This is a genomic window from Bacillus sp. (in: firmicutes), from assembly GCF_031983925.1.
GTDB classification, from domain to species: Bacteria; Bacillota; Bacilli; order Bacillales; family Bacillaceae_G; genus Bacillus_A; species Bacillus_A pacificus.
This window is the reverse complement of sequence record NZ_DALYZR010000008.1, coordinates 1-20578: the sequence shown is the minus strand read 5'-3', so window position 1 is coordinate 20578 and position 20578 is coordinate 1. Positions and strand designations below refer to the sequence as shown.

Annotated in this window: 17 protein-coding genes; 15 read left to right on the top strand and 2 right to left on the bottom strand. The window is 32.8% G+C overall.

The window, feature by feature from the left end; all coding sequences use genetic code 11:
* Nucleotides 1-68 precede the first annotated feature (68 nt).
* From RTP99_RS20075 to ltaS, 6 genes are all read left to right on the top strand, one after another.
* Nucleotides 69-1226 carry a GNAT family N-acetyltransferase gene (locus tag RTP99_RS20075; protein WP_001100978.1) on the top strand — a complete coding sequence of 386 codons (1158 nt, stop codon included), beginning with the start codon at nt 69-71 and terminating at the stop codon, nt 1224-1226.
* Nucleotides 1227-1446: 220 nt separating this feature from the next.
* The gene (locus RTP99_RS20070) at nt 1447-2013 is read left to right on the top strand and encodes a TetR/AcrR family transcriptional regulator (protein ID WP_001107304.1); all 567 of its coding nucleotides are present in this window, start codon (nt 1447-1449) and stop codon (nt 2011-2013) included.
* A gap of 250 nt (nt 2014-2263) precedes the next feature.
* Entirely contained in the window at nt 2264-5380 is a 3117-nt protein-coding gene (locus RTP99_RS20065; RefSeq protein ID WP_000040254.1) for an MMPL family transporter, read from the top strand.
* 336 nt (nt 5381-5716) lie between these two features.
* Nucleotides 5717-6565, top strand: a complete 849-nt coding sequence (locus RTP99_RS20060; RefSeq protein WP_001093184.1) for a P-loop NTPase family protein — start codon at nt 5717-5719, stop codon at nt 6563-6565.
* 378 nt (nt 6566-6943) lie between these two features.
* A complete protein-coding gene (locus RTP99_RS20055) occupies nt 6944-8569 on the top strand; it encodes an ABC-F family ATP-binding cassette domain-containing protein (protein ID WP_000633868.1) in 1626 nt (541 codons plus the stop codon).
* Between the two features lie 521 nt (nt 8570-9090).
* A complete protein-coding gene (gene ltaS, locus RTP99_RS20050) occupies nt 9091-11064 on the top strand; it encodes a lipoteichoic acid synthase (protein WP_000808747.1) in 1974 nt (657 codons plus the stop codon).
* Nucleotides 11065-11122: 58 nt separating this feature from the next.
* Here the strand turns inward: ltaS and RTP99_RS20045 are convergent, their stop codons facing one another.
* The gene (locus RTP99_RS20045; RefSeq protein ID WP_000346939.1) at nt 11123-11794 is read right to left on the bottom strand and encodes a TerC family protein; all 672 of its coding nucleotides are present in this window, start codon (nt 11792-11794) and stop codon (nt 11123-11125) included.
* 306 nt (nt 11795-12100) lie between these two features.
* Between RTP99_RS20045 and RTP99_RS20040 the strand changes: the two genes are divergently transcribed.
* The 4 genes from RTP99_RS20040 (at nt 12101) to RTP99_RS20025 (ending at nt 16381) form a co-directional block, all read left to right on the top strand.
* Nucleotides 12101-14206 (top strand): BglG family transcription antiterminator, encoded by a 2106-nt coding sequence (locus tag RTP99_RS20040; RefSeq protein ID WP_016717779.1) that lies wholly within the window; start codon nt 12101-12103, stop codon nt 14204-14206.
* A 13-nt stretch (nt 14207-14219) separates the two neighbouring features.
* Nucleotides 14220-14489, top strand: a complete 270-nt coding sequence (locus tag RTP99_RS20035) for a PTS sugar transporter subunit IIB (protein ID WP_000757315.1) — start codon at nt 14220-14222, stop codon at nt 14487-14489.
* A gap of 24 nt (nt 14490-14513) precedes the next feature.
* The gene (locus tag RTP99_RS20030; RefSeq protein WP_000459662.1) at nt 14514-15785 is read left to right on the top strand and encodes a PTS ascorbate transporter subunit IIC; all 1272 of its coding nucleotides are present in this window, start codon (nt 14514-14516) and stop codon (nt 15783-15785) included.
* A 170-nt stretch (nt 15786-15955) separates the two neighbouring features.
* Nucleotides 15956-16381 (top strand): WapI family immunity protein, encoded by a 426-nt coding sequence (locus RTP99_RS20025; RefSeq protein ID WP_000577201.1) that lies wholly within the window; start codon nt 15956-15958, stop codon nt 16379-16381.
* Nucleotides 16382-16420: 39 nt separating this feature from the next.
* On the opposite strand, the gene RTP99_RS20020 is transcribed toward RTP99_RS20025, so the two are convergent.
* A complete protein-coding gene (locus tag RTP99_RS20020) occupies nt 16421-17248 on the bottom strand; it encodes a peptidoglycan-N-acetylglucosamine deacetylase (protein WP_000551434.1) in 828 nt (275 codons plus the stop codon).
* 370 nt (nt 17249-17618) lie between these two features.
* On the opposite strand from RTP99_RS20020, the gene RTP99_RS20015 reads away from it, so the two are divergent.
* From RTP99_RS20015 to RTP99_RS19995, 5 genes are all read left to right on the top strand, one after another.
* The gene (locus RTP99_RS20015) at nt 17619-18302 is read left to right on the top strand and encodes a DNA alkylation repair protein (RefSeq protein WP_000923425.1); all 684 of its coding nucleotides are present in this window, start codon (nt 17619-17621) and stop codon (nt 18300-18302) included.
* 16 nt (nt 18303-18318) lie between these two features.
* Nucleotides 18319-19020 (top strand): nucleotidyltransferase domain-containing protein, encoded by a 702-nt coding sequence (locus RTP99_RS20010; protein ID WP_000646305.1) that lies wholly within the window; start codon nt 18319-18321, stop codon nt 19018-19020.
* Between the two features lie 15 nt (nt 19021-19035).
* Nucleotides 19036-19581: a GNAT family N-acetyltransferase gene (locus RTP99_RS20005; RefSeq protein ID WP_001025000.1), complete on the top strand. Its 546-nt coding sequence runs from the start codon at nt 19036-19038 to the stop codon at nt 19579-19581.
* Between the two features lie 34 nt (nt 19582-19615).
* A complete protein-coding gene (locus tag RTP99_RS20000) occupies nt 19616-20116 on the top strand; it encodes a GNAT family N-acetyltransferase (RefSeq protein ID WP_000620338.1) in 501 nt (166 codons plus the stop codon).
* Nucleotides 20117-20130: 14 nt separating this feature from the next.
* Nucleotides 20131-20578: DinB family protein (locus RTP99_RS19995; RefSeq protein WP_192826850.1), on the top strand; the 448-nt coding region annotated here is incomplete at its 3' end.

Sequence of the window (20578 nt, the reverse complement as noted above, 5' to 3'; positions counted from 1 at the left end):
ATTTCATTCACCGAACTGTAACGTTTAGAATTATGGTACAATTCAAATAAAGGAGGGAGGAGAAATATATGAATGTTATACGATTAACAGAAGATAAATTTAAAGAAGCATTACGCTTATCAGAATACGCTTTTCAATATAAAGTTGAAGAGGATCGATTGCAGCAGCAACTTACAAGAATGAAGGAAAGTCATGAAGTATACGGTATTATGGAAGGTAATGACTTAGCGGCAAAACTACACCTTATTCCGTTTCATATATACATAGGAAAAGAAACATTTAAAATGGGTGGCGTTGCAGGGGTAGCAACGTATCCAGAGTATAGAAGAAGCGGATATGTGAAAGAATTACTTCAACATTCACTTCAAACGATGAAAAAAGACGGATATACAGTATCGATGTTACATCCATTTGCTGTTGCATTTTACCGTAAATATGGCTGGGAACTTTGTGCGAATCTTCTTGTATGTCATATGACAAAGAGTGATTTAGTTATGAAAAAACAAGTGAATGGTACTGTGAAACGTTTCAATAAAGAAAATCACTCAGAAGAAGTCGAGAAGCTTTATGAAACATTTGCAGAACGTTTTTCTGGTATGCTAGTTCGCAATGAAAAATGGTGGTTACAAGCAGTTTATGATGATTTAACATTAGCAATTTACTACGATGAAAATAAAACGGCAGCAGGTTACATGTTATATAAAATAGAAAAATCTAAAATGACTGTAGAAGAATTCGTACCACTGCATAATGAAGCACGAAATGGTCTATGGAACTTTATTTGCCAACATGATTCTATGATTAAAGAACTTGAAATGACAGTAAGTGAAAACGAACAGTTGTTATATACATTGCAAGAACCACGTGTGAAAACAGAAATAAAACCATATTTTATGGGAAGAATTGTAGATGTAGAGCAGTTCTTAAAACAGTATGAGTTAAACTGGAACAATATACAACAAGAAATAATTTTACATATTACAGATTCATTTGCACCGTGGAATAATGTATCGGTGAGACTTGCAAATTATGAAATAACAATTATAGAAGAACCAATGGATAAAGGGATCAAGCTAGATATAAATGCACTATCTACAATATTGCTTGGATACAAACGCCCATTAGAACTAAATGAACTTGAATTAATTAATGGAAGTGAAGAGGAAATACGAACGTTTGAGAAAATAGTTCCGGTACGAGAAGCATTTATTTATGATTTCTTTTAAAAAATAGGGCTGTCCAAAATCAAATTTTGGGACAGCTTTCTCTTTGGGCGTCGGTTTTTGTCGGTAAGTTGATATATCCTGAAAATCGCTGATATAATTTTATTCACAAATAAGGGAATAAAATTACAACTATACGTAGTCACACACTTGACTTTTATTTCCTGTAATTTATAATTAAAAACGGAATGAATTTTCATTCCTGAAAATAGAGGTGGAAAAAATGGCTAAAAACAAACAAGAGGATATTTTTGATGCTGCGATGCAACTTTTTGCGGAGCGTGGTTACGATGGTACGACAATTCCAATGATCGCTGAAAAGGCAAAAGTCGGTGCGGGTACTATTTATCGCTATTTTGAAAATAAAGAGGCGCTTGTTAACTCATTATTTTCAAAAAGTATGTTACAGCTTTCTGAAATGATAAAAACGGATTTTCCTGTTGAAGCAAATATTCGTGAACAGTTTAGTCATACGTATAACCGTTTATTTGAATTTGCGAGAAATAATGTGGATGCTTTTCTGTTTACAAATTCTCACTGTGATAGTTATTTTCTTGATGAACAAAGCAAGAAAATATTTGATGATTTTATAGGCTTCTTTATGAATATTATAGAAGATGGGATTGTAAAAGGCTTACTCCGTCCGTTACCTCCAGTTGCTTTAATTATTATTGTATATCAACCGTTAGAAAAATTAATTAAAGTAATTGCAACAGGGCAATTAGAGTACTCAAAAGAATTAGTAAAAGAATTGGAAGAAAGCTCTTGGAACGCTATAAGAATCATTTGATTCTATAGCTTTATAAGGACAGGAATGAATATTCATTCCTGAATAGAATTAAAAAATGAGAGTAGGAGAGGGTATTTGTGTAACTAAAGGAATGAACATTCATTCCGAAAAAGTAGTTTAATAGAGTTTATAAAACAATGTAATAGAGTAATAGGAATGAATGTTCATTCCGGAATGGTATTTTAAAAAGCTGGGAATGAATATTCATTCCGAAACTAACATGAAATTTTAATCGCGGGAGATGATGCAAATGAGCAAGCTGAAAAATTGGAGAAGTTTATCTTTTCTATTGTGGATAGTTATTACCATTACAATGATCGTTACGGTGCCTAATATGGATAAATTAGTGAAAGAAAAAGGGCACATTACGATTCCTAATACAGAACAAAGTAGTATTGCTGACAAAATGATAAAAGAAATGAATAAAGACGGGACAGAAAAGTATGAGATTATAGCAGTTTTTAATAGTGGTAGTAAAACAGCTTTAACGACTGAACAAAAAGAGGAAATAACAAAAACAATCAACGTTTTGCAAAATGAAAAAGAACAATTAGGAATTAAAGAAATTGTTTCACATTTAGATAATAAAGACTTAGAGAAACAATTAGTTTCTAAAGATAATACGACTATTTTAACGCAAGTATCGATAGATAAAAAGCATGGTGAAATATCGAAAGTTACAAATAATCTTCATAATAAAGTGAAAACGAAAGAGGTAACAACGTACTTAACAGGAAGTGACTTAATCGCGGGTGATTTTCTTACATCCTCTCAAGAGGGAGTGAAAAAGACTGAAGTTATTTCAATTATTTTCATTCTTGTAATATTAATCATTGTATTCCGTTCACCTATTGTTCCAATTGTTTCTCTTCTTACTGTTGGGGTATCATATTTAGTTTCAATGGGGATTATTGCCCATTTAGTAGATCAATTTAATTTTCCGTTTTCTAACTTTACGCAAGTGTTTGTCGTTGTTGTCCTGTTTGGGGTTGGAACAGACTATAATATTTTATTATTTACAAGATTTAAAGAAGAATTAAGTAAACAAGAAAACGCATTTTTGGCTACGAAAGAAACATTTAAATCGGCAGGGAAAACCGTTTTATATAGCGGGATAGCAGTACTAATTGGTTTTGCATCTCTTGCTTTAGCGAGTTTTAAATTATATCAATCTACTTCAGCGGTAGCAATCGGTGTCGCAGTTTTATTACTAGTATTAACTACGTTAAATCCGTTTTTCATGGTGCTTTTAGGAAAAGGGATGTTTTATCCCGTTAAAACATTTAAAGGTCATGAAGACAGTCGTCTATGGGGATTCTTTGCGAAAAACTCAGTAGTAAGACCATTTGTAGCTTTAATTATTGTATTCGTGATATCGATTCCTTTCATATTAAAGTATTCTAATACACTTAATTACAACGACTTATTTGAAGTAGACAATAAATATGAGTCGAAAATGGGGATTAATGTAATAGAAGAACATTTTCCACCTGGTTTTTCTTCACCAAGTACGTTAGCCATTCAATCGAATAACAAGTTAGATGAGGCGAGTTCACTTCAAACTTTAGATGAACTAACTGATAAGATTTTGAAAGTGAAAGGTGTTTCAGAAGTATATGCACCGACACGTCCAACTGGTGATAGGATTAAAGAACTATATATAAATAAACAAGCGGGTGAACTAAATACAGGTTTAGGAGATGCCAATGGTGGTATAAAGGAAATTAATGATGGATTAACTACTGCGAAAGATAAGATGGGTAATAAGGACTCAAATAGTCTTGCAAACGTTCAAAAGTTAATTGATGGAACAAATGAAGCGAAGAATGGTGTATCGGCATTAGGAACAGCTTTAAATCAACTATCTAATGGCATAAATGATGGAGCAAAAGGTGCGCAGCAAATTGAGAGTGGGTTAACTTCAGTAAATGAAAATATAAGTATATTATCTCATGCAGCTTCACAACTTCATGCTGGCTATACGCAGTTAGAAAAAGGTTTAAGTTCTTACGGTCAATACTTCGGAAGTATTTCTCAAGCGATTGACGGTGCGAAGAAAGGTTATGAACAAATTGAAATGTTAATGACCAATTTCATCCAAACGAAACCAGAATTAGCAAATGATCCTAACATTCTGCAGACGATAGGAATTGCTAAAGAGGCTCAAAAGCAATTAGGTGGGCTTTCAAATGAATTAAATCAATTAGCAACGCAACACAATGCGGCGATGGGATCATTTAAAGAAGCGAATCAATCGTTATTGAAAGTGGATAATGGCTTAAAAGAAATGAGCAACGGAGTTACTAAGTTACAAAAAGGAGCAGCTGATCTTAAAAATGGATTAAATGAAGGTGCTTCAGGTTCAAAACAAATTGCGAACAAGTCATCTGAATTACAAACCGGATTAACGAAAATAAACGATGGGCAAGGCCAGCTATTAACCGGACTGAAAGACTTGCAAGAACAGATGGGGCAATTACAATCAGGACTATCTAAAAGTACAGAAGGCCTTGAAAAGGTAAGTAACGGCCTAGGGGATGCTCAGAAATATTTAGGAGAACTAAATGAATCAAAAAGCTCTGAGAAATTCTATATTCCAAAAGAAGTTTTGGAGGGAGAAGATTTCCAAAAAGCTTTGAATACGTACATGTCACATGATAGAAAGACTGCTAAAATGACAATCATTTTAGACGTAAATCCGTATTCAAAAGAAGCGATGCCAGTTATTCAAGAAATCAATAAAACGATAGATGGTACTTTGAAGGGGACGGAATTAAATCATGCGAAAACAGCAATTGGAGGAACGACAGCTAGAAACGTTGATTTAAAAGAAGTAACAGGGCAAGACTTCTTACGTACAGCTACAATTATGTTAATTGGAATTGCGATTGTATTAATGATGATTACACGTTCATTATTAAATACCATCTTTATTATTGGATCGTTACTATTAGCGTACTTTGCATCATTAGGGATAAGTGAACAAATTAGTACGCATGTTTTACATGTAGATTCATTAAGCTGGAATGTTCCGTTCTTTAGTTTCATAATGATAGTCGCTTTAGGAGTGGATTATAGTATTTTTGTAATGATGAGATACAATGAGTTAGAAGGGGACCCAGCGACGAAAATTGTAACTGCTTCTCGTCATATTGGAGGAGTCGTATTATCAGCAGCAATTATTTTAGGAGGTACATTTGCTGCATTAATCCCTTCAGGTGTATTAACGCTTATACAAGTAGCATCCGTTGTTGGTGTTGCACTGTTACTATTAGCTATTATTGTGATGCCAATGTTGTTACCTGCTTTAATAGGATTAACGAGTAAAATGAAGAATTATGCAAAGAAATTAAGTGAAAGGAAATAAAAGAATCCACTTTTAAAAGTAACTGGTTCCGTTATAGGATAGAAAATATAAAATAACACACAAATTAGGGATGCAAAATCACATATGATTTTGCATCCTTTTTTATATAGTTCACTCAAATAATGGTGGAATATCTTTTTTAAAAGGTAAATGGAAAATTTATGTTAAAATAATGATAGAGATTATGAAAAAATGTTCTTAAGTTAACGGTCAGGTTACTTTAAGAAGGATTTTTCAAAGGAAATGTTGAATATCGTATTTTGAAGGAGTGATTGCAGTGGAGTAAGTAATTTTTTAAATCTTGGTTAAATACTTTCAAGGAAGGGATTTATAAATATGAATACAAAACTAATAATAGTAGAAGGTTTACCTGGATTCGGAAAATCGACCACTGCAAAGCTAATAAATGAAATTCTAAACCAAAATAAAATTGAAGTTGAACTATTTTTAGAGGGGAATTTGAACCACCCCGCCGACTATGATGGTGTATCTTGTTTTAATAAATTTGAATTCGATAGATTAGTATCTAACAGTGGAGATTTTAAAGAAGTTCTTCTTAAAAGAGTTTTAAAAAAAGGAAGCAATTATTTATTACCATACAGAAAGATAAAAAATGAGTTTGGTGACCAGTTTTCGGACGAATTATGTAACGATATTTCAAGAAACGATATATATGAATTACCATTCGATAAAAATATTGAATTAATTGCTGACAAATGGAATGACTTTGCTGAAATTGCTCTAGAAGATAATAAGGTTTATATTTTTGAATGTTGTTTCATACAAAATCCATTAACAATTGGGATGATTAAATACGGTGAACAAAAAGAAAAAATAATAAATTATGTAATGAAAATTGCAAAAATCATAGAGAATTTAAATCCAATGTTATTCTATGTAGAACAAGATGATCTTGAATTTTCATTTAGGAAGGCATTAAAAGAAAGAAATCCAGAATGGTCCAAAGGAATTGTCGACTATTACACGAACCAAGGCTATGGGAAAGAACATAATCATTCAGGTGTAGAAGGAACGATAAAAGTTCTTGAGGCTAGAAGGGATTTAGAGTTAGAAATATTCGATATGTTAAAAATGAAAAAAGAAAAAATCAATAATACAAAATATGAAATTGACTCATATAGTTCAATGCTAAAAGATAAGTTAACAATAAAAATGGTGAAATAGCTTTTTACACTAACGGGTGCTTTAGTTGAAGAAGGAAATAAAAACGCTCAGAATATTTTGTGAGCGTTTTAGTTTGCTATTTATAATGCGAAATGCATTCAAATGATTGTATTATTTCAATGGATAAACATAATGCTCCAATTATAAATATTTTTTTCAAAATGAATCCTTCTTAAAGTGTGTATGTAACTTTAATATAATTAAAAACAAAGGTTTTATTCAAGTTTGTAAAGAAAGGAATAGCAATCAACCGTTGCTATTCATCCAGCTTCTACTATATAATAGCTATAGTCTACAATAATTGAGTCGTAATATGCGATTTTTTAAGACAATCGGTGAGAAAACGCTGAAATAAGCGGTATTAGTAGGAGGATACAAATGATTACAGTAAGTAACGTTAGTTTGCGTTTCGCGGATCGCAAATTGTTTGAAGATGTTAACATAAAATTCACGCCAGGTAACTGCTACGGCTTAATCGGAGCAAACGGTGCTGGTAAATCAACATTTCTAAAGATTTTATCTGGAGAAATCGAACCATCAACAGGTGACATACATATTACGCCAGGTGAGCGTCTTGCAGTATTAAAACAGAACCACTTCGAATACGAAGAGTTCCCAGTATTAGAAACTGTAATTATGGGTCATACTCGTCTTTACAAAGTAATGCAAGAGAAAAATGCCATTTATATGAAAGAAGATTTTAGTGATGAAGATGGTATGCGTGCTGCAGAACTTGAAGGTGAGTTCGCTGAGCTTAACGGTTGGGAAGCTGAGTCAGAAGCTGCAATCCTTCTTAAAGGTTTAGGTATTGGTGAAGACCTTCATGATAAGAAAATGTCTGAGTTAACTGGTGCAGAGAAAGTAAAAGTATTACTTGCTCAAGCTTTATTCGGTCAACCTGATATTCTATTACTAGATGAGCCTACGAACCACTTGGACTTAAAAGCGATCCAATGGTTAGAAAACTTCTTAATGAACTTTGAAAATACAGTAATCGTTGTATCCCATGACCGTCACTTCTTAAATAAAGTATGTACACACATGGCTGATCTTGATTTCGGTAAAATTCAACTTTATGTTGGTAACTATGACTTCTGGTATGAGTCAAGCCAATTAGCTTTAAAATTAACGCAAGATGCTAATAAGAAAAAAGAAGAGAAAGTAAAAGAGTTACAAAACTTCATTGCACGTTTTAGCTCAAACGCATCTAAAGCGAAACAAGCAACTTCTCGTAAAAAATTATTAGATAAAATTACATTAGATGATATTAAGCCATCATCTCGTCGTTATCCATTTGTTGGCTTCACACCAGAGCGTGAAGTAGGAAATGACTTATTAACTGTTGAAGGTCTTTCTAAAACGATTGATGGTGAAAAAGTGTTAGATAATGTGTACTTCACTTTAAATAAAGGTGATAAAGTTGCATTTATCGGTCGTAACGATATTGCAATGACGACATTATTCAAAATCCTTATGGGTGAAATGGAGCCAGATAGTGGTTCATTTAAATGGGGCGTTACAACATCTCAATCGTACTTCCCAAGAGATAACTCTAAGTACTTTGAGAACAGTGACTACAACTTAGTTGAATGGTTACGTCAATTCTCTCCACAAGATGAGTCAGAAAGCTTCTTACGTGGTTTCTTAGGCCGTATGTTATTCTCAGGCGAAGAAGTTAAGAAGAACGTTTCTGTATTATCTGGAGGCGAAAAAGTTCGTTGTATGTTATCTAAAATGATGTTAAGTGGTGCAAACGTAATTACACTTGACGATCCAACGAACCACTTAGACCTTGAGTCTATCACTGCATTAAACAATGGTTTAATCGCATTTAAAGGTACAATTTTATTCACATCTCATGACCATCAGTTCGTACAAACAATTGCAAACCGCATTATCGAAGTAACGCCAAACGGTGTAATCGATAAAGAGGCTACTTACGATGAGTTCTTAGAAAATGAAGAACTTCAAAAACAAGTAGATGCAATGTACAAAGGTCAATAATAAATGATGAAAACCCTCGCTTTCGTTTTGAGAGCGAGGGTTTTTATAATCATTATTTTTATGGATTGTGAATAATTATTCAAGAATAACTTTATTAGAGGAAAGAGATTTGGATTTTGCACATAGAAGAATGGCTGAAGCATAAATAACTGAATGAAGAAATAATATATATCAAAAAATTAAATGCTATCTATTGTGAATTTCATTATATTACATTAATGTTCCAGAACTGGAGACATATTTATTTGCGAAGTAGTGAATAAAGGTTTATAGTATGTGATGTCATAATTAGTGGATGAATCTTGGGAGAAAACAGGAAATGTTACAAATTTATTTTGTTAAATAGAAACCAAGGTCAAAATGTCTAAAAAGAAATAGTTGAATAAATACTAGCTTCAAATTATAATTACTAGTATTCTTCATATAGTTAAATATATAAAATCTATTTGAAGATAAAAAATTGAATAGAGAGACAGACTTATAAAAAAAATAAGCCTTGGATGATCAAAAGAGGTGGAGAAATGAAACAATTCTTATTAAAGAGCAAAAGTGTGTTAAGCAATCATTTTGGATTCTTTCTGTTTGCCGTTATTTTATTTTGGCTCAAAACATATGCAGCTTATGTAACGGAATTTAATTTAGGAATTTCAAACACAATCCAAAAATTCTTGCTGTTTTTCAACCCACTTAGTTCAGCAGTTCTATTTTTAGGACTTGCATTATTTGCAAAAGGGAAACGATCTTATATTTGGTTAATTGTTATCAACTTGTTATTGTCGATTCTTTTATACGCAAACGTCGTATACTATCGCTTTTTCAGTGACTTTATTACGTTCCCGACATTAACACAAACGAATAACTTTGGAGATTTAGGTGGTAGTATTATTGCGTTGTTACATCTTTATGATCCGCTATACTTCTTAGATACAATTATTTTAATTGTGTTAGTAGCAACGAAATTTGCAAATCCAAAACCAATTCGTGTTGCGAAACATAAATTATCTTTAGTATTTGTAGCAGGTATTTTATTATTCAGTGTTAACTTAGGACTTGCAGAATCTGACCGTCCTGAATTATTAACAAGAACATTCGATCGTAATTATATTGTGAAATATTTAGGGGCATATAACTATACAATTTATGATGGAATTCAAAGTGCGAAAGCATCAACAGAACGAGCATTAGCTGATGGAGATAATATGACAGAAGTAAGAAATTATTTGACATCAACTTACGCTAGTCCAAACCCTGAGTATTTCGGTAAAGGAAAGGGAATGAACGTAATCTATATTCATTTAGAGTCATTCCAAAACTTCTTAATTGACTATAAATTAAATGGTCAAGAAGTAACGCCGTTCTTAAATTCATTTACAAAAGATGCGAATACACTTTACTTTGATAACTTCTTCCATCAAACAGGACAAGGGAAAACGTCTGATGCGGAGTTTATGTTAGAGAATTCTATGTTTGGTTTACCACAAGGATCTGTATTTACAACGAAATCTCATAACACATATCAATCAGCACCAGCAATTTTAGGACAACAAGGATACACATCAGCAGTATTCCACGGTAACTATAAAACATTCTGGAACCGTGATGATATTTATAAATCATTTGGTTTTAATAAATTCTTTGATGCTTCATACTATGATATGAACGAAAAAGATGTAGTAAACTATGGATTAAAAGATAAACCATTCTTTAATGAATCCATTCCGTTATTAGAGACATTGAAACAACCGTTCTATACGAAGTTTATTACGTTATCGAATCACTTCCCGTATCCAATTGATAAAGAGGAAGCGACAATTGAACCAGCGAACACAGGTGACTCGTCTGTAGATACGTATTTCCAAACAGCACGTTATTTAGACGAATCTGTAAAAGGTTTCATCGATTACTTGAAACAATCTGGTTTATACGATAATTCTATTATCGTTATGTACGGAGACCATTACGGTATTTCAGATAATCATAACGCAGCAATGTCAAAAGTAATGGGTAAAGAAATTAACTCGTTTGAAAATGCACAGTTACAGCGTGTACCTTTAATCGTTCGTGTACCAGGTGTGAAAGGTGGCGTACAACATCAATACGGTGGTGAAATTGATGTTCTTCCAACTCTTTTACACTTACTTGGAACAGATACAAAAGATTATGTTCAATTTGGTTCAGATTTATTATCACCAGATCATAAACAAGTCGTTGCGTTCCGTAATGGTAACTACGTAAGTCCAACAGTTACTGCATTAAACGGCAAATACTATGATACAACGACTGGAAAACCAGTAGAATTTACAGACGAAATAAAACAAAATGAACAAATGGTTCAAAAATCACTAAAATACTCTGACCAAGTCGTAAATGGTGACTTATTACGATTCTACACACCGGAAGGATTTACACCGGTAGATCGTTCAAAGTACAACTATAACCATCGTGATAAAAATAAAACGAAGGTAAAGACGACTGAAGATGGGGAAACGAAATAAATATTAAAAAGCGCTACTCATATGAGTGGCGCTTTTGTTTATAAATAGAACGTTGTTATTATATAGAAACATCTTTAGTCTTTTGTTTCATCTTTCCAAAGAACACTACACCAGCAATGACAATAATGATGAATGCCCATTTAATGAAAGGGTTACTTTCGAAAAATGCAGTGAACCACTTTTCATCCACAATCATTTTCGCGGCAGTATAAGCTAAAACAGCTGCTCCAATTGTAATAATGATAGGATAACGGTCGACCCATTTTAAAATTAATGTACTGCCCCAAACTACTACTGGAATTGAAACCAATAGCCCGATGATTACTAAAGAAAAATTGCCATGCGCAGCTCCAGCAACAGCGAGGACATTATCAATGCCCATTAATGCATCAGCAATGATAATGGTTTTAATAGCAGACCAAAAACCTTCTTCTGCTTTAATATCATGATCTTTGCCTTCAGCAATTAATTTGTAAGCGATCCATATAAGAAGTACACCACCAATTAGAAGTAACCCTGGTATTTTTAACAACCAAACGACAACTAAAGTAGCGAGAGCTCTAATCGCGATTGCCCCGATAGTTCCCCATATAATTACTTTCTTTTGTTGATCTTTCGGTAATCGTCTTGCTGCTAATCCAATTACAATGGCATTATCACCCGCTAAAACTAAATCAATTACAATAATGGCAAGCAAGGCTGACAAATATTCAGCTGAAAGAAAATCCATATACATATCACTCCTTAAGAGTAATATGTGCTAAGCTACTATACAGTATTAAAAATTCTGAGGGGTAATATTCATGTTTTGTTGAAAAGGAACAGAAAGGGGAATAATAGCATTAAACACAGACATAAGAAATTTTCAAAGCACAATCTTTGCACTGCAGAAAAACAAAAATTTGGACTTATATTTAGAAGCAATAATAGATATTATATTAATAGAAAGCGATTTCAAAAAATCTAATTTTGCAAAGTTAGTATCTATACTTGCAAGTCAATTAGTGAACAAGTATAGAAAGGGTGTACACCAAATATGATATTAGATACTCGAAGTATAAATATTTTGCAACAAATTATTCAAGCAGAAGGTTATGTGCCTATAAATCAACTAATTGATGTAATTCAAGTTTCTAAACGAACGCTTTATTATGATATTAAGAAGATTGACGATTGGTTACAAGAGGAAGGATTACATTCTATTGAATATATACGACACTTAGGTTATTGCTTAAATAAAGAAACGAAACAAATGATAGTAAAAAAATTAAATGAGTGTGTGATTAATCAATATGAATATTCTCCGAAAGAAAGAAAAATATGGTTAATATTATATTTGCTAATACAGGAAAAAAGAATTTTATTGGAAGACTTAATAAACCTTTTGCAGGTAAGTCGTAATACTGTACTCGCAGATTTGAAAAAGCTAAAAGTAGAGTTAAATAAGTATAACTTATCTTTACATTTTGGTCGTAAAGAAGGATATCAAATCGTTGGAAATGAACAGAGTAAACGAAATTTATTAATTTTAAGCCTCTCTCAAATTATTTGCCAACATAGCTGGGAGTATTTAATATCACAAGTAAATTATATTATGTGTGATATGGGAAGTGAAACAGATACTCTTGCACGAGAAACATTATACACTATAAAAAAAATTCTTGCGAATTGTGAAGAGTTTTTAGGTGTCCAATATACAGATGAGGTACTAGAAAATTTAAGCGTTTACATGTATTTGTTCCATAGACGTATTCTAAAAGGTAAGTGCGTCGAGATGGAAGAAGCTGAAAAAAATGTTCTGCAAGATTCAAAGCAATTTGAAGCTGCAAAATATATAGCAAAGCAGTTTGAACGAGCGTTTATTGTTAAATTTCCAATAGATGAAATCTATTATATTACGACTCATTTGTTAGGTGCAAAAGTAAATTATCAGGAAAATATTTATGAGAAAAATAATATGGATGAAATACATTCAATTGTTGACCGCATGATTAAAGATTTTCAACACTATGCTTGTGTTTTATTTCAAGACTTTAATGGGTTGTTTACTGATCTATATTTGCATATGAAACCTGCATTTTATCGTGTGAAGTATGGAATAGAAATTGAAAACCCATTACGAAATACAATTCAAGAAAACTATGAAGAGGTATATTTTCTTACGAAAAAGGTAATTCATCATTTTGAAGAATATGTGAAAAAATCTGTTTCCGATGATGAAATTGTGTATGTTACTATGCATTTTGGAGCTTGGATGAGGAAAGAGGGAATCGTTCCCAATCCACGAAAAACGGCATTACTTGTTTGTCCAAATGGTATTGGTACATCACGTATGTTGCAGTATCAATTAGAGAAGTTATTTTCAAATATAGATATATTAAATGCAATTTCAAAACGGGAATATGAATCAAATATATTTGATGTAGATTGTATAATTACGACTACTGAAATTGAAAAAGGGAATGTGCCGGTTTTTAAGGTTAACCCAATTTTATCGGATTCTGAAAAAGCAGCTCTATTAAGAAAAGTGAATGGAGTATTGTATGGAGAAAACCAAAAAGATTCTGTGGATTTAGTGATGGGAATAATTCAAAAATATGCTGACGTAGTGGATGAGAAATCTTTAAAAAGAGAACTGATTGAATTTATGAGTGGTCCTGCGTATTTTGAGAAGGAGGAGAAATATAAACCAATGTTAAACGAACTTTTAACTAGAGAATTTATTCATCTTGAAGATCGTGTTGATAATTGGAAAGATGCGATCAGGCTAGCGGCTGATCCGTTATTACAAAACCAATACATCTTTGAAGAATATATCAATGAAATGATTGTAAATGTAGAAAAATTAGGTCCTTATATTGTTATTGCACCTAAAATTGCAATACCTCATGCTCGCCCAGAAGCGGGGGTCAAAAAGTTAGGGATGAGTTTATTACAACTAAAAGAAAGTGTTCTATTTTCAGAAAAACAAGAGCATGCCGCAAATTTAATTATTGTATTGGCAGCGATTGATAATGAGACACACTTGAAAGCATTAGCACAATTAAGTGAGATGTTATCGGATCCGAAAAATGTGGAAATGTTAATTCATTCAAATTCAATAGACGAAATGCTAAAAATGATAGCTAAATATTCTAATTAAAGGGGAGATTGAAATGAAAAAAGTATTAGTTGTATGTGGAAATGGATTAGGGAGTAGTTTTATTGTAGAAATGAATGTGAAGAAAATTTTAAATGAATTAGGATTACAAGCAGAAGTATCACACACAGATTTAGCATCAAGTAAATCAGAACAAGCAGATTTATATTTAGGTGCGAAAGATATTATTTGTAACCTTGAAGATGGTAATCGAACAGTTGCTGGATTAACGAATATTTTAGATTTAAATGAAATTAAAGAAGCATTACAAAAACACCTAATGTAGTAACAATGAAGGGGGAGTAGTGCTATGTTTGATATAATTATGAAGGATATTTTAGGACAACCCGCAATATTAGTTGGATTATTTGCTATGTGTGGTTTACTACTGCAAAAGAAAAATTTTGCAGATACGGTTTCAGGAACCTTAAAAACAATTATGGGCTTCGTCGTTTTAGGAGGTGGAGCCACTATATTAATTGGAGCTTTAGATGTTTTTGGTAAAATATTTGATAAAGCATTCCATATTAAAGGGATTATACCAAATAATGAAGCTGTAGTTGCAATAGCACAGCAAACATTAGGAAAAGAAACAGCGTTAATTATGGTATTTGGTATGATTGCGAATTTACTAATTGCACGTTTTACAAAATTTAAATATGTGTTTTTAACTGGTCATCATACCTTATTCATGGCATGTTTAATTTCAGCGGTATTTTCAACTACCGGGATGAAAGGTGCTACATTAGTGATTGTTGGATCAATCATTTTAGGGGCACTCATGGTGATTTTTCCAGCATTATTACAACCATACGTTAGAAAAATTACAGGAATGGATGATATCGCAATCGGCCATTTTGGATCAGTTGGATACTTAGCGGCAGGGTTTGTTGGGAGTAAATTTGGAAATAAGGATAAATCAACAGAACAAATTAAAGTGCCTAAGTCACTAGGTTTTTTACGTGATACATCAGTTTCTATGTCATTAACGATGGCTGTATTATTCTTTATTGTTGCACCATTTGCGGGTAAGGAGTTTATCGAAACGGAATTAAGTAACGGACAAAATTACCTTGTGTATTCTTTCATGCAAGCAATTACATTTGCAGCAGGAGTATATATTATTTTAGCGGGTGTCCGCATGTTAATTGCAGAAATAATACCTGCATTTAAAGGGATTGCAGATAAACTTGTACCAAATGCAAAACCAGCGTTAGATTGCCCAACAATCTTCCCGTTTGCACCAAATGCAGTTATTATTGGCTTCTTAACAAGTTTTATTGCCGGATTACTATCCATGTTTATACTTTCATTTATTGGTTTGAGTGTAATAGTGCCAGGGTTAATTCCTCACTTCTTCACAGGAGCAACAGCAGCCGTATTCGGTAATGCAACAGGAGGAAGACGAGGCGCAATACTAGGAGCTTTTGTAAATGGATTACTAATTTCATTCCTACCAGCAATATTATTACCGATATTAGGCGGATTAGGATTTGAGAATACAACATTTGGTGATTCTGATTTTGCAGTTGTAGGTATTTTAATTAGTGAAATTGTGAAGTTAGTAGGATATATTTTTTAATAGATAAGATGAAAAAGACTTGGATTCTTGTAATGAATGCAAGTCTTTTTTATTATTTCATTAATGTATTTAAAAATTATGATGAAATAATTTAAAAAGCATTATTAAATATTAATTGGATAGTCTCTATACTTGAAGATAAAGCTACTTGAATAATAAGGAGGTAATTTATGATTTTTCAAAATGAAATTGTATCATTACATTTTGAAGCTGTAAAATACGAGTTTAACAATGCATTTGATACATTTGATCGTAATTGGCTAATAATAAAAGTGAAACTTTCAGAGGGAAATAAAGTTTTTGAAACGATGGATCCTTTTTTACAAACTAGCGAATTACAACACATGAAAGAATGGTTTCAAACATTACCGAATCCTACATATACCCGACTAGACTTCATAGAACCTAATCTGTCGTTTGAAATTATAGCAGAAAAAGAAGAGACATTTCAAATTATAGTTCGTTTATCTATAGAACTAAATCCTTCATGGTGTAAAGAAGAAGAGTACGAATTTTGTATTACTATTACGCAAGAAGATAGAAAAAATATTATTCGTTTCATTGAAGAACAACATATAAAATTTCCAAAACGATAAAAAAGACTTGATATCCTAAAGGAAATCAAGTCTTTTTCATTACATACGATTATCATGCCAGAAGTTTAATGGGAAGTGTTCGTTCTCACTATAAGCTTCTAATTCATATCCTTTTTCTTTCAGTCCTTTAATAATACCAGGTACTGCTTTTACGGATTGTGGATGAATATCGTGCATAAGGATAACTTCTGTTGGCTTGTTAGCGCCATTTAGAACGTTTTCTACAATTTTTGCTGATGCAACATCAACCTGCATTTTGTTGTACTTCCAGTCTAATGAATCGATTGTCCAATCCCAAACTTTTAAGCCATTCTCAACAACTTTGTTGCGAAGAGCCTCATTTAATCCTGGCATTGATCCGTAAGACGGACGAGTTAATACTGGTGATTTGCCTAAAACGCCAGCGATTAAGCCTTGATCTTCCTTCATCTCATCTACATAATGACCTTCTGTGTAAAGTTTCTTGTAGTTATGAGTCATACTGTGCATCCCAACGTAGTGGCCTTCAGCATCTTCACGTTTTACAAGATCAGGGAAAGCTTTTACATTTGAACCAATAAGGAAGAATGTTGCTTTTGCATTTTCTCTCTTTAACATATCTAAAAGCTCAGCTGTGTATTTTCCAGGACCATCATCAAATGTTAAGTAAGCTACTTTTCTAACTTGCCCATTATATTGTTTTGGAGCTTCTTTCGGTGCAAGAGATGATTGAATTTCACTTACAAGTTGAACAGATTTTGCTTCATCCTCTGTACTCGCTAGAGCAGTATGTGCTGATCCTAAGGCCGCTTCGTATGTAAATAATACCCCCGCGCAAATCAACATAGCCCTTTTCACTAAAGTTGTCATTCGAATTCCATTGTGCATAATTTTCCTTCTCTCTATAAAAGTTCTACTCTACTATATTAGCAATTATAGGGAGGTAATTGCAAAAAAACTTTTTTACAAGAGCAAAAAAGTTTGTCCAAAAGTATGCAAGATTTCAATATTTTGCTGGTTTACTAAAATGAAACAAGGATGGAATGAAAATGCATGTAGTTTGTTGCTATATATAATAAACCCAATGAGTGAGTTATACAGAGAATGCTGACGAAGAGTGTGCCTGTTGCATTAAAACGCATCTACAAAATTTCACATACCGTATTTTGAAAAATAAATATAGGAAAACCAAAAAGTAATGTAGAATATATCGTACATACATATATGAAGTCAACAGAAAAGATAAAGAGGTGGGCATATGTTACTTGAAGAAGTAATGCAGCAACTAGAGGAATACGGAACAGAACAGAATCGTAAAACGTATAAAAACCACGGAGCGAAAGAGCCACTATTCGGAGTTAGTTTTGCTAATTTAAAATTGTTAAAAAAGAAAATAAAAAAAGATCATGATTTAGCAATTTTATTATGGGAAACAAAAAATATGGATGCAATGACATTAGCAACAATGATTTTAGATCCAAAGAAAGTTACGACAGAACTGCTAAATAAATGGGTACAGGAAGTTGATTATTATTGTTTAATGGATGTTTTAATGACGGCTATTTGTACGTCGCCAATCGCGATAGAAAAAATGGAAGAATGGACAAAGTGTGATGATGAATGGATTGGAAGAGCAGGCTGGTCTTTATTAGCAAATATAGCGATTAAAAATAAAACGTTACAAGACGATTTCTTCTCTCCGTATTTAGAAGAAATTAAAGTAAATATACATAATGAAAAAAATAGAAAAAAAGAAGCGATGAATCGTGCTTTAATCGCGATAGGAATTCGTAATGAAGACTTAGAGCAAGCAGCGATTGAAATTGCACGTGAAATTGGAAAAGTACACGTTGATCACGGGGCAACGTCATGCAAAATACCAGACGCAGAGCCGTATATAAAAAAAGCGAGAGAAAGAGCTGAAAAAAAGAAAGTGAAATAAGAAAAGGGGAACGGTTATGAAAGCAATGGAAGCGGCAAAAAGCATCATTACATCACAATTTCCGGATTGTGATGTAGCTTTACTTGGAGGAAGTGTTGCAAGAGGAGAAGCGACAAAAACATCTGATTTGGACATTGTAATAGTTGATCAAAGTTTAACGTCTTGTTATCGAGAATCTTTCTATAGTAATGGGTGGCCAGTTGAGGTATTTGTACATAATTTTGAAACGTTAAAAACCTTCTTTAAAATAGATTGTGACCGCGGAAGACCTTCGTTACCACAATTAGTTGCAGAAGGTATTGTATTAAAAGGGGAAAATGAAATTGTTGAGAAATTAAAAAGCGAAGCGAATGAGTTACTAAATAAAGGGCCAGCTAAATGGACGGAAGAAATGATGGAGCAGAAGCGTTATTTTATTACAGATACTTTGGATGATTTTATTGGTGCATCAAAAAGAGAAGAAGAGTTGTTTATCGCGAATTTATTAGCTGATTTATTACATGAATATGTATTAAGAGTAAATGGTAAATGGCTTGGAAGTTCAAAATGGTTTATAAGGGTACTTAGAAGATATGATGAACAATACGCAGATCAATTTGTAACAGCATTCGATCATTTTTATAAAACAGGAGAGAAAAGAAAATTAATTACTTTTGTAGAAAAAACGTTAGAACAGTATGGAGGAAGAATGTTCGAAGGGTTTTCTATAGGAAAGTAAAAGGGGGATAATACAATGAATATACCATTCGTTCAATTAAGAGAACTGACACTAGATGATGTAGAAGACCGATATCAATGGTCATTAGATACAAAAGTAACAAAACATTTAGTTGTACCAGATCAATATCCACCGTTCACTCGTGAAGATACAAAAAAATGGATTGAAGCATGTATAAATCGAAAAAATGGTTATGAACAAAGAGCAATCACTACAGAGAACGGCATACATATTGGATGGGTAGATCTTAAAAACTTTGATAAAACAAATAAAAATGCAGAATTGGGAATCGCGATTGGTAATAAAGAATACTGGGGTAAAGGGTATGGAATAGCAGCCTTATATAGTATGTTACATGTAGCATTCTTTGAATTTGAATTAGAAAAAGTATGGCTACGTGTAGATGAAGATAATTTTCAAGCTAGAAAGAGCTATGAAAAGGCTGGTTTTGTATGCGAAGGGTTAATGAGAAATGATCGATTACGTAAAGGTCAGTTCATTCATCGCTATCGTTATAGTATGTTAAGAGAAGAATATCAATCTTTAATTAGTAGTTTATAAAAATATTATGTTAATTAAAAGGGGATAGAGAAATATGATTCGATTACTTACGAAAGAAGATGCAAAAAAATATTGGGACTTACGGTTACAAGCATTACAAGTAAACCCTGAGGCATTTGTAACAACTTATGAAGAGGCGATTCGTCAGGAAAATCCTATTAAGCGAGTGGAAAGTAATTTATCAGCTGCTACTAGTTGTACATTTGGTGCTTTTAATGAAGAGAATCAATTAGTTGGAGTTGTCACTTTACTAACAGAAGAGAAAGAGGCGTATAAACATAAAGGGCATATCGTTGCGATGTATGTAGATGCAAGCAATCGAAGAAGTGGTCTTGCACGTGAGTTAATACGTAAGGCAATTGAAAGAGCAAGAGAAATGGACTTGGAACAATTGACATTAGGTGTTGTTTCCACAAATGAGCCAGCAAAAAAGTTGTATGAATCTATGGGCTTTAAAACGTATGGGATTGAAAAGAGAGCTATAAAGATGAATGGTGTGTATAGTGATGATGAACATATGGTGTTGTTCTTGTAAGGGGGGAGTTTCATATGAAAGATCTACTTTTGCAAAGAAATATGAACCCGCAAGTTGCGATTTTGTATGCGACGGTTACGGATACATTTAAACGACTGCAAAAGTTAGTAGAAGGTACTGATGAGAAAGAACTGTCATTTAAAGGGACAGAAAATAATGAAAATAGTATTGGACAACTACTTCAACATTTAGCAGTTGTCGATTTACATTGGGTGTACCGATTAAAAGGAGAAGCAATTCCGCTCGCACTTGAAAATATATATGGACCTATGTTAAATGAAGCAGGAGAGCTGCCAAGTTTAAGAAAACAGACGTTGCAACAATTAATGCAAAATTATGAAGTTGTGCAACATATGTTTTATGAGGAATGTATGAAACTAACAGAAAATGATTTAACACGAGAAGTTTTTTATCCGACTTTAATGGGCAGTAAGACCCCCACCTCAAAATGCAGCGAAAGCA

Coding starts and splice junctions, on each gene's coding strand:
- RTP99_RS20060 (WP_001093184.1), top strand. CDS start 5,717: ATGAATACAAAACTAATAATAGTAGAAGGTTTACCTGGATTCGGAAAA.
- RTP99_RS20000 (WP_000620338.1), top strand. CDS start 19,616: ATGATTCGATTACTTACGAAAGAAGATGCAAAAAAATATTGGGACTTA.
- RTP99_RS20005 (WP_001025000.1), top strand. CDS start 19,036: ATGAATATACCATTCGTTCAATTAAGAGAACTGACACTAGATGATGTA.
- ltaS (WP_000808747.1), top strand. CDS start 9,091: ATGAAACAATTCTTATTAAAGAGCAAAAGTGTGTTAAGCAATCATTTT.
- RTP99_RS20070 (WP_001107304.1), top strand. CDS start 1,447: ATGGCTAAAAACAAACAAGAGGATATTTTTGATGCTGCGATGCAACTT.
- RTP99_RS20025 (WP_000577201.1), top strand. CDS start 15,956: ATGATTTTTCAAAATGAAATTGTATCATTACATTTTGAAGCTGTAAAA.
- RTP99_RS20040 (WP_016717779.1), top strand. CDS start 12,101: ATGATATTAGATACTCGAAGTATAAATATTTTGCAACAAATTATTCAA.
- RTP99_RS20055 (WP_000633868.1), top strand. CDS start 6,944: ATGATTACAGTAAGTAACGTTAGTTTGCGTTTCGCGGATCGCAAATTG.
- RTP99_RS20030 (WP_000459662.1), top strand. CDS start 14,514: ATGTTTGATATAATTATGAAGGATATTTTAGGACAACCCGCAATATTA.
- RTP99_RS20045 (WP_000346939.1), bottom strand. CDS start 11,794: ATGGATTTTCTTTCAGCTGAATATTTGTCAGCCTTGCTTGCCATTATT.
- RTP99_RS20075 (WP_001100978.1), top strand. CDS start 69: ATGAATGTTATACGATTAACAGAAGATAAATTTAAAGAAGCATTACGC.
- RTP99_RS20035 (WP_000757315.1), top strand. CDS start 14,220: ATGAAAAAAGTATTAGTTGTATGTGGAAATGGATTAGGGAGTAGTTTT.
- RTP99_RS20020 (WP_000551434.1), bottom strand. CDS start 17,248: ATGCACAATGGAATTCGAATGACAACTTTAGTGAAAAGGGCTATGTTG.
- RTP99_RS20015 (WP_000923425.1), top strand. CDS start 17,619: ATGTTACTTGAAGAAGTAATGCAGCAACTAGAGGAATACGGAACAGAA.
- RTP99_RS20010 (WP_000646305.1), top strand. CDS start 18,319: ATGAAAGCAATGGAAGCGGCAAAAAGCATCATTACATCACAATTTCCG.
- RTP99_RS20065 (WP_000040254.1), top strand. CDS start 2,264: ATGAGCAAGCTGAAAAATTGGAGAAGTTTATCTTTTCTATTGTGGATA.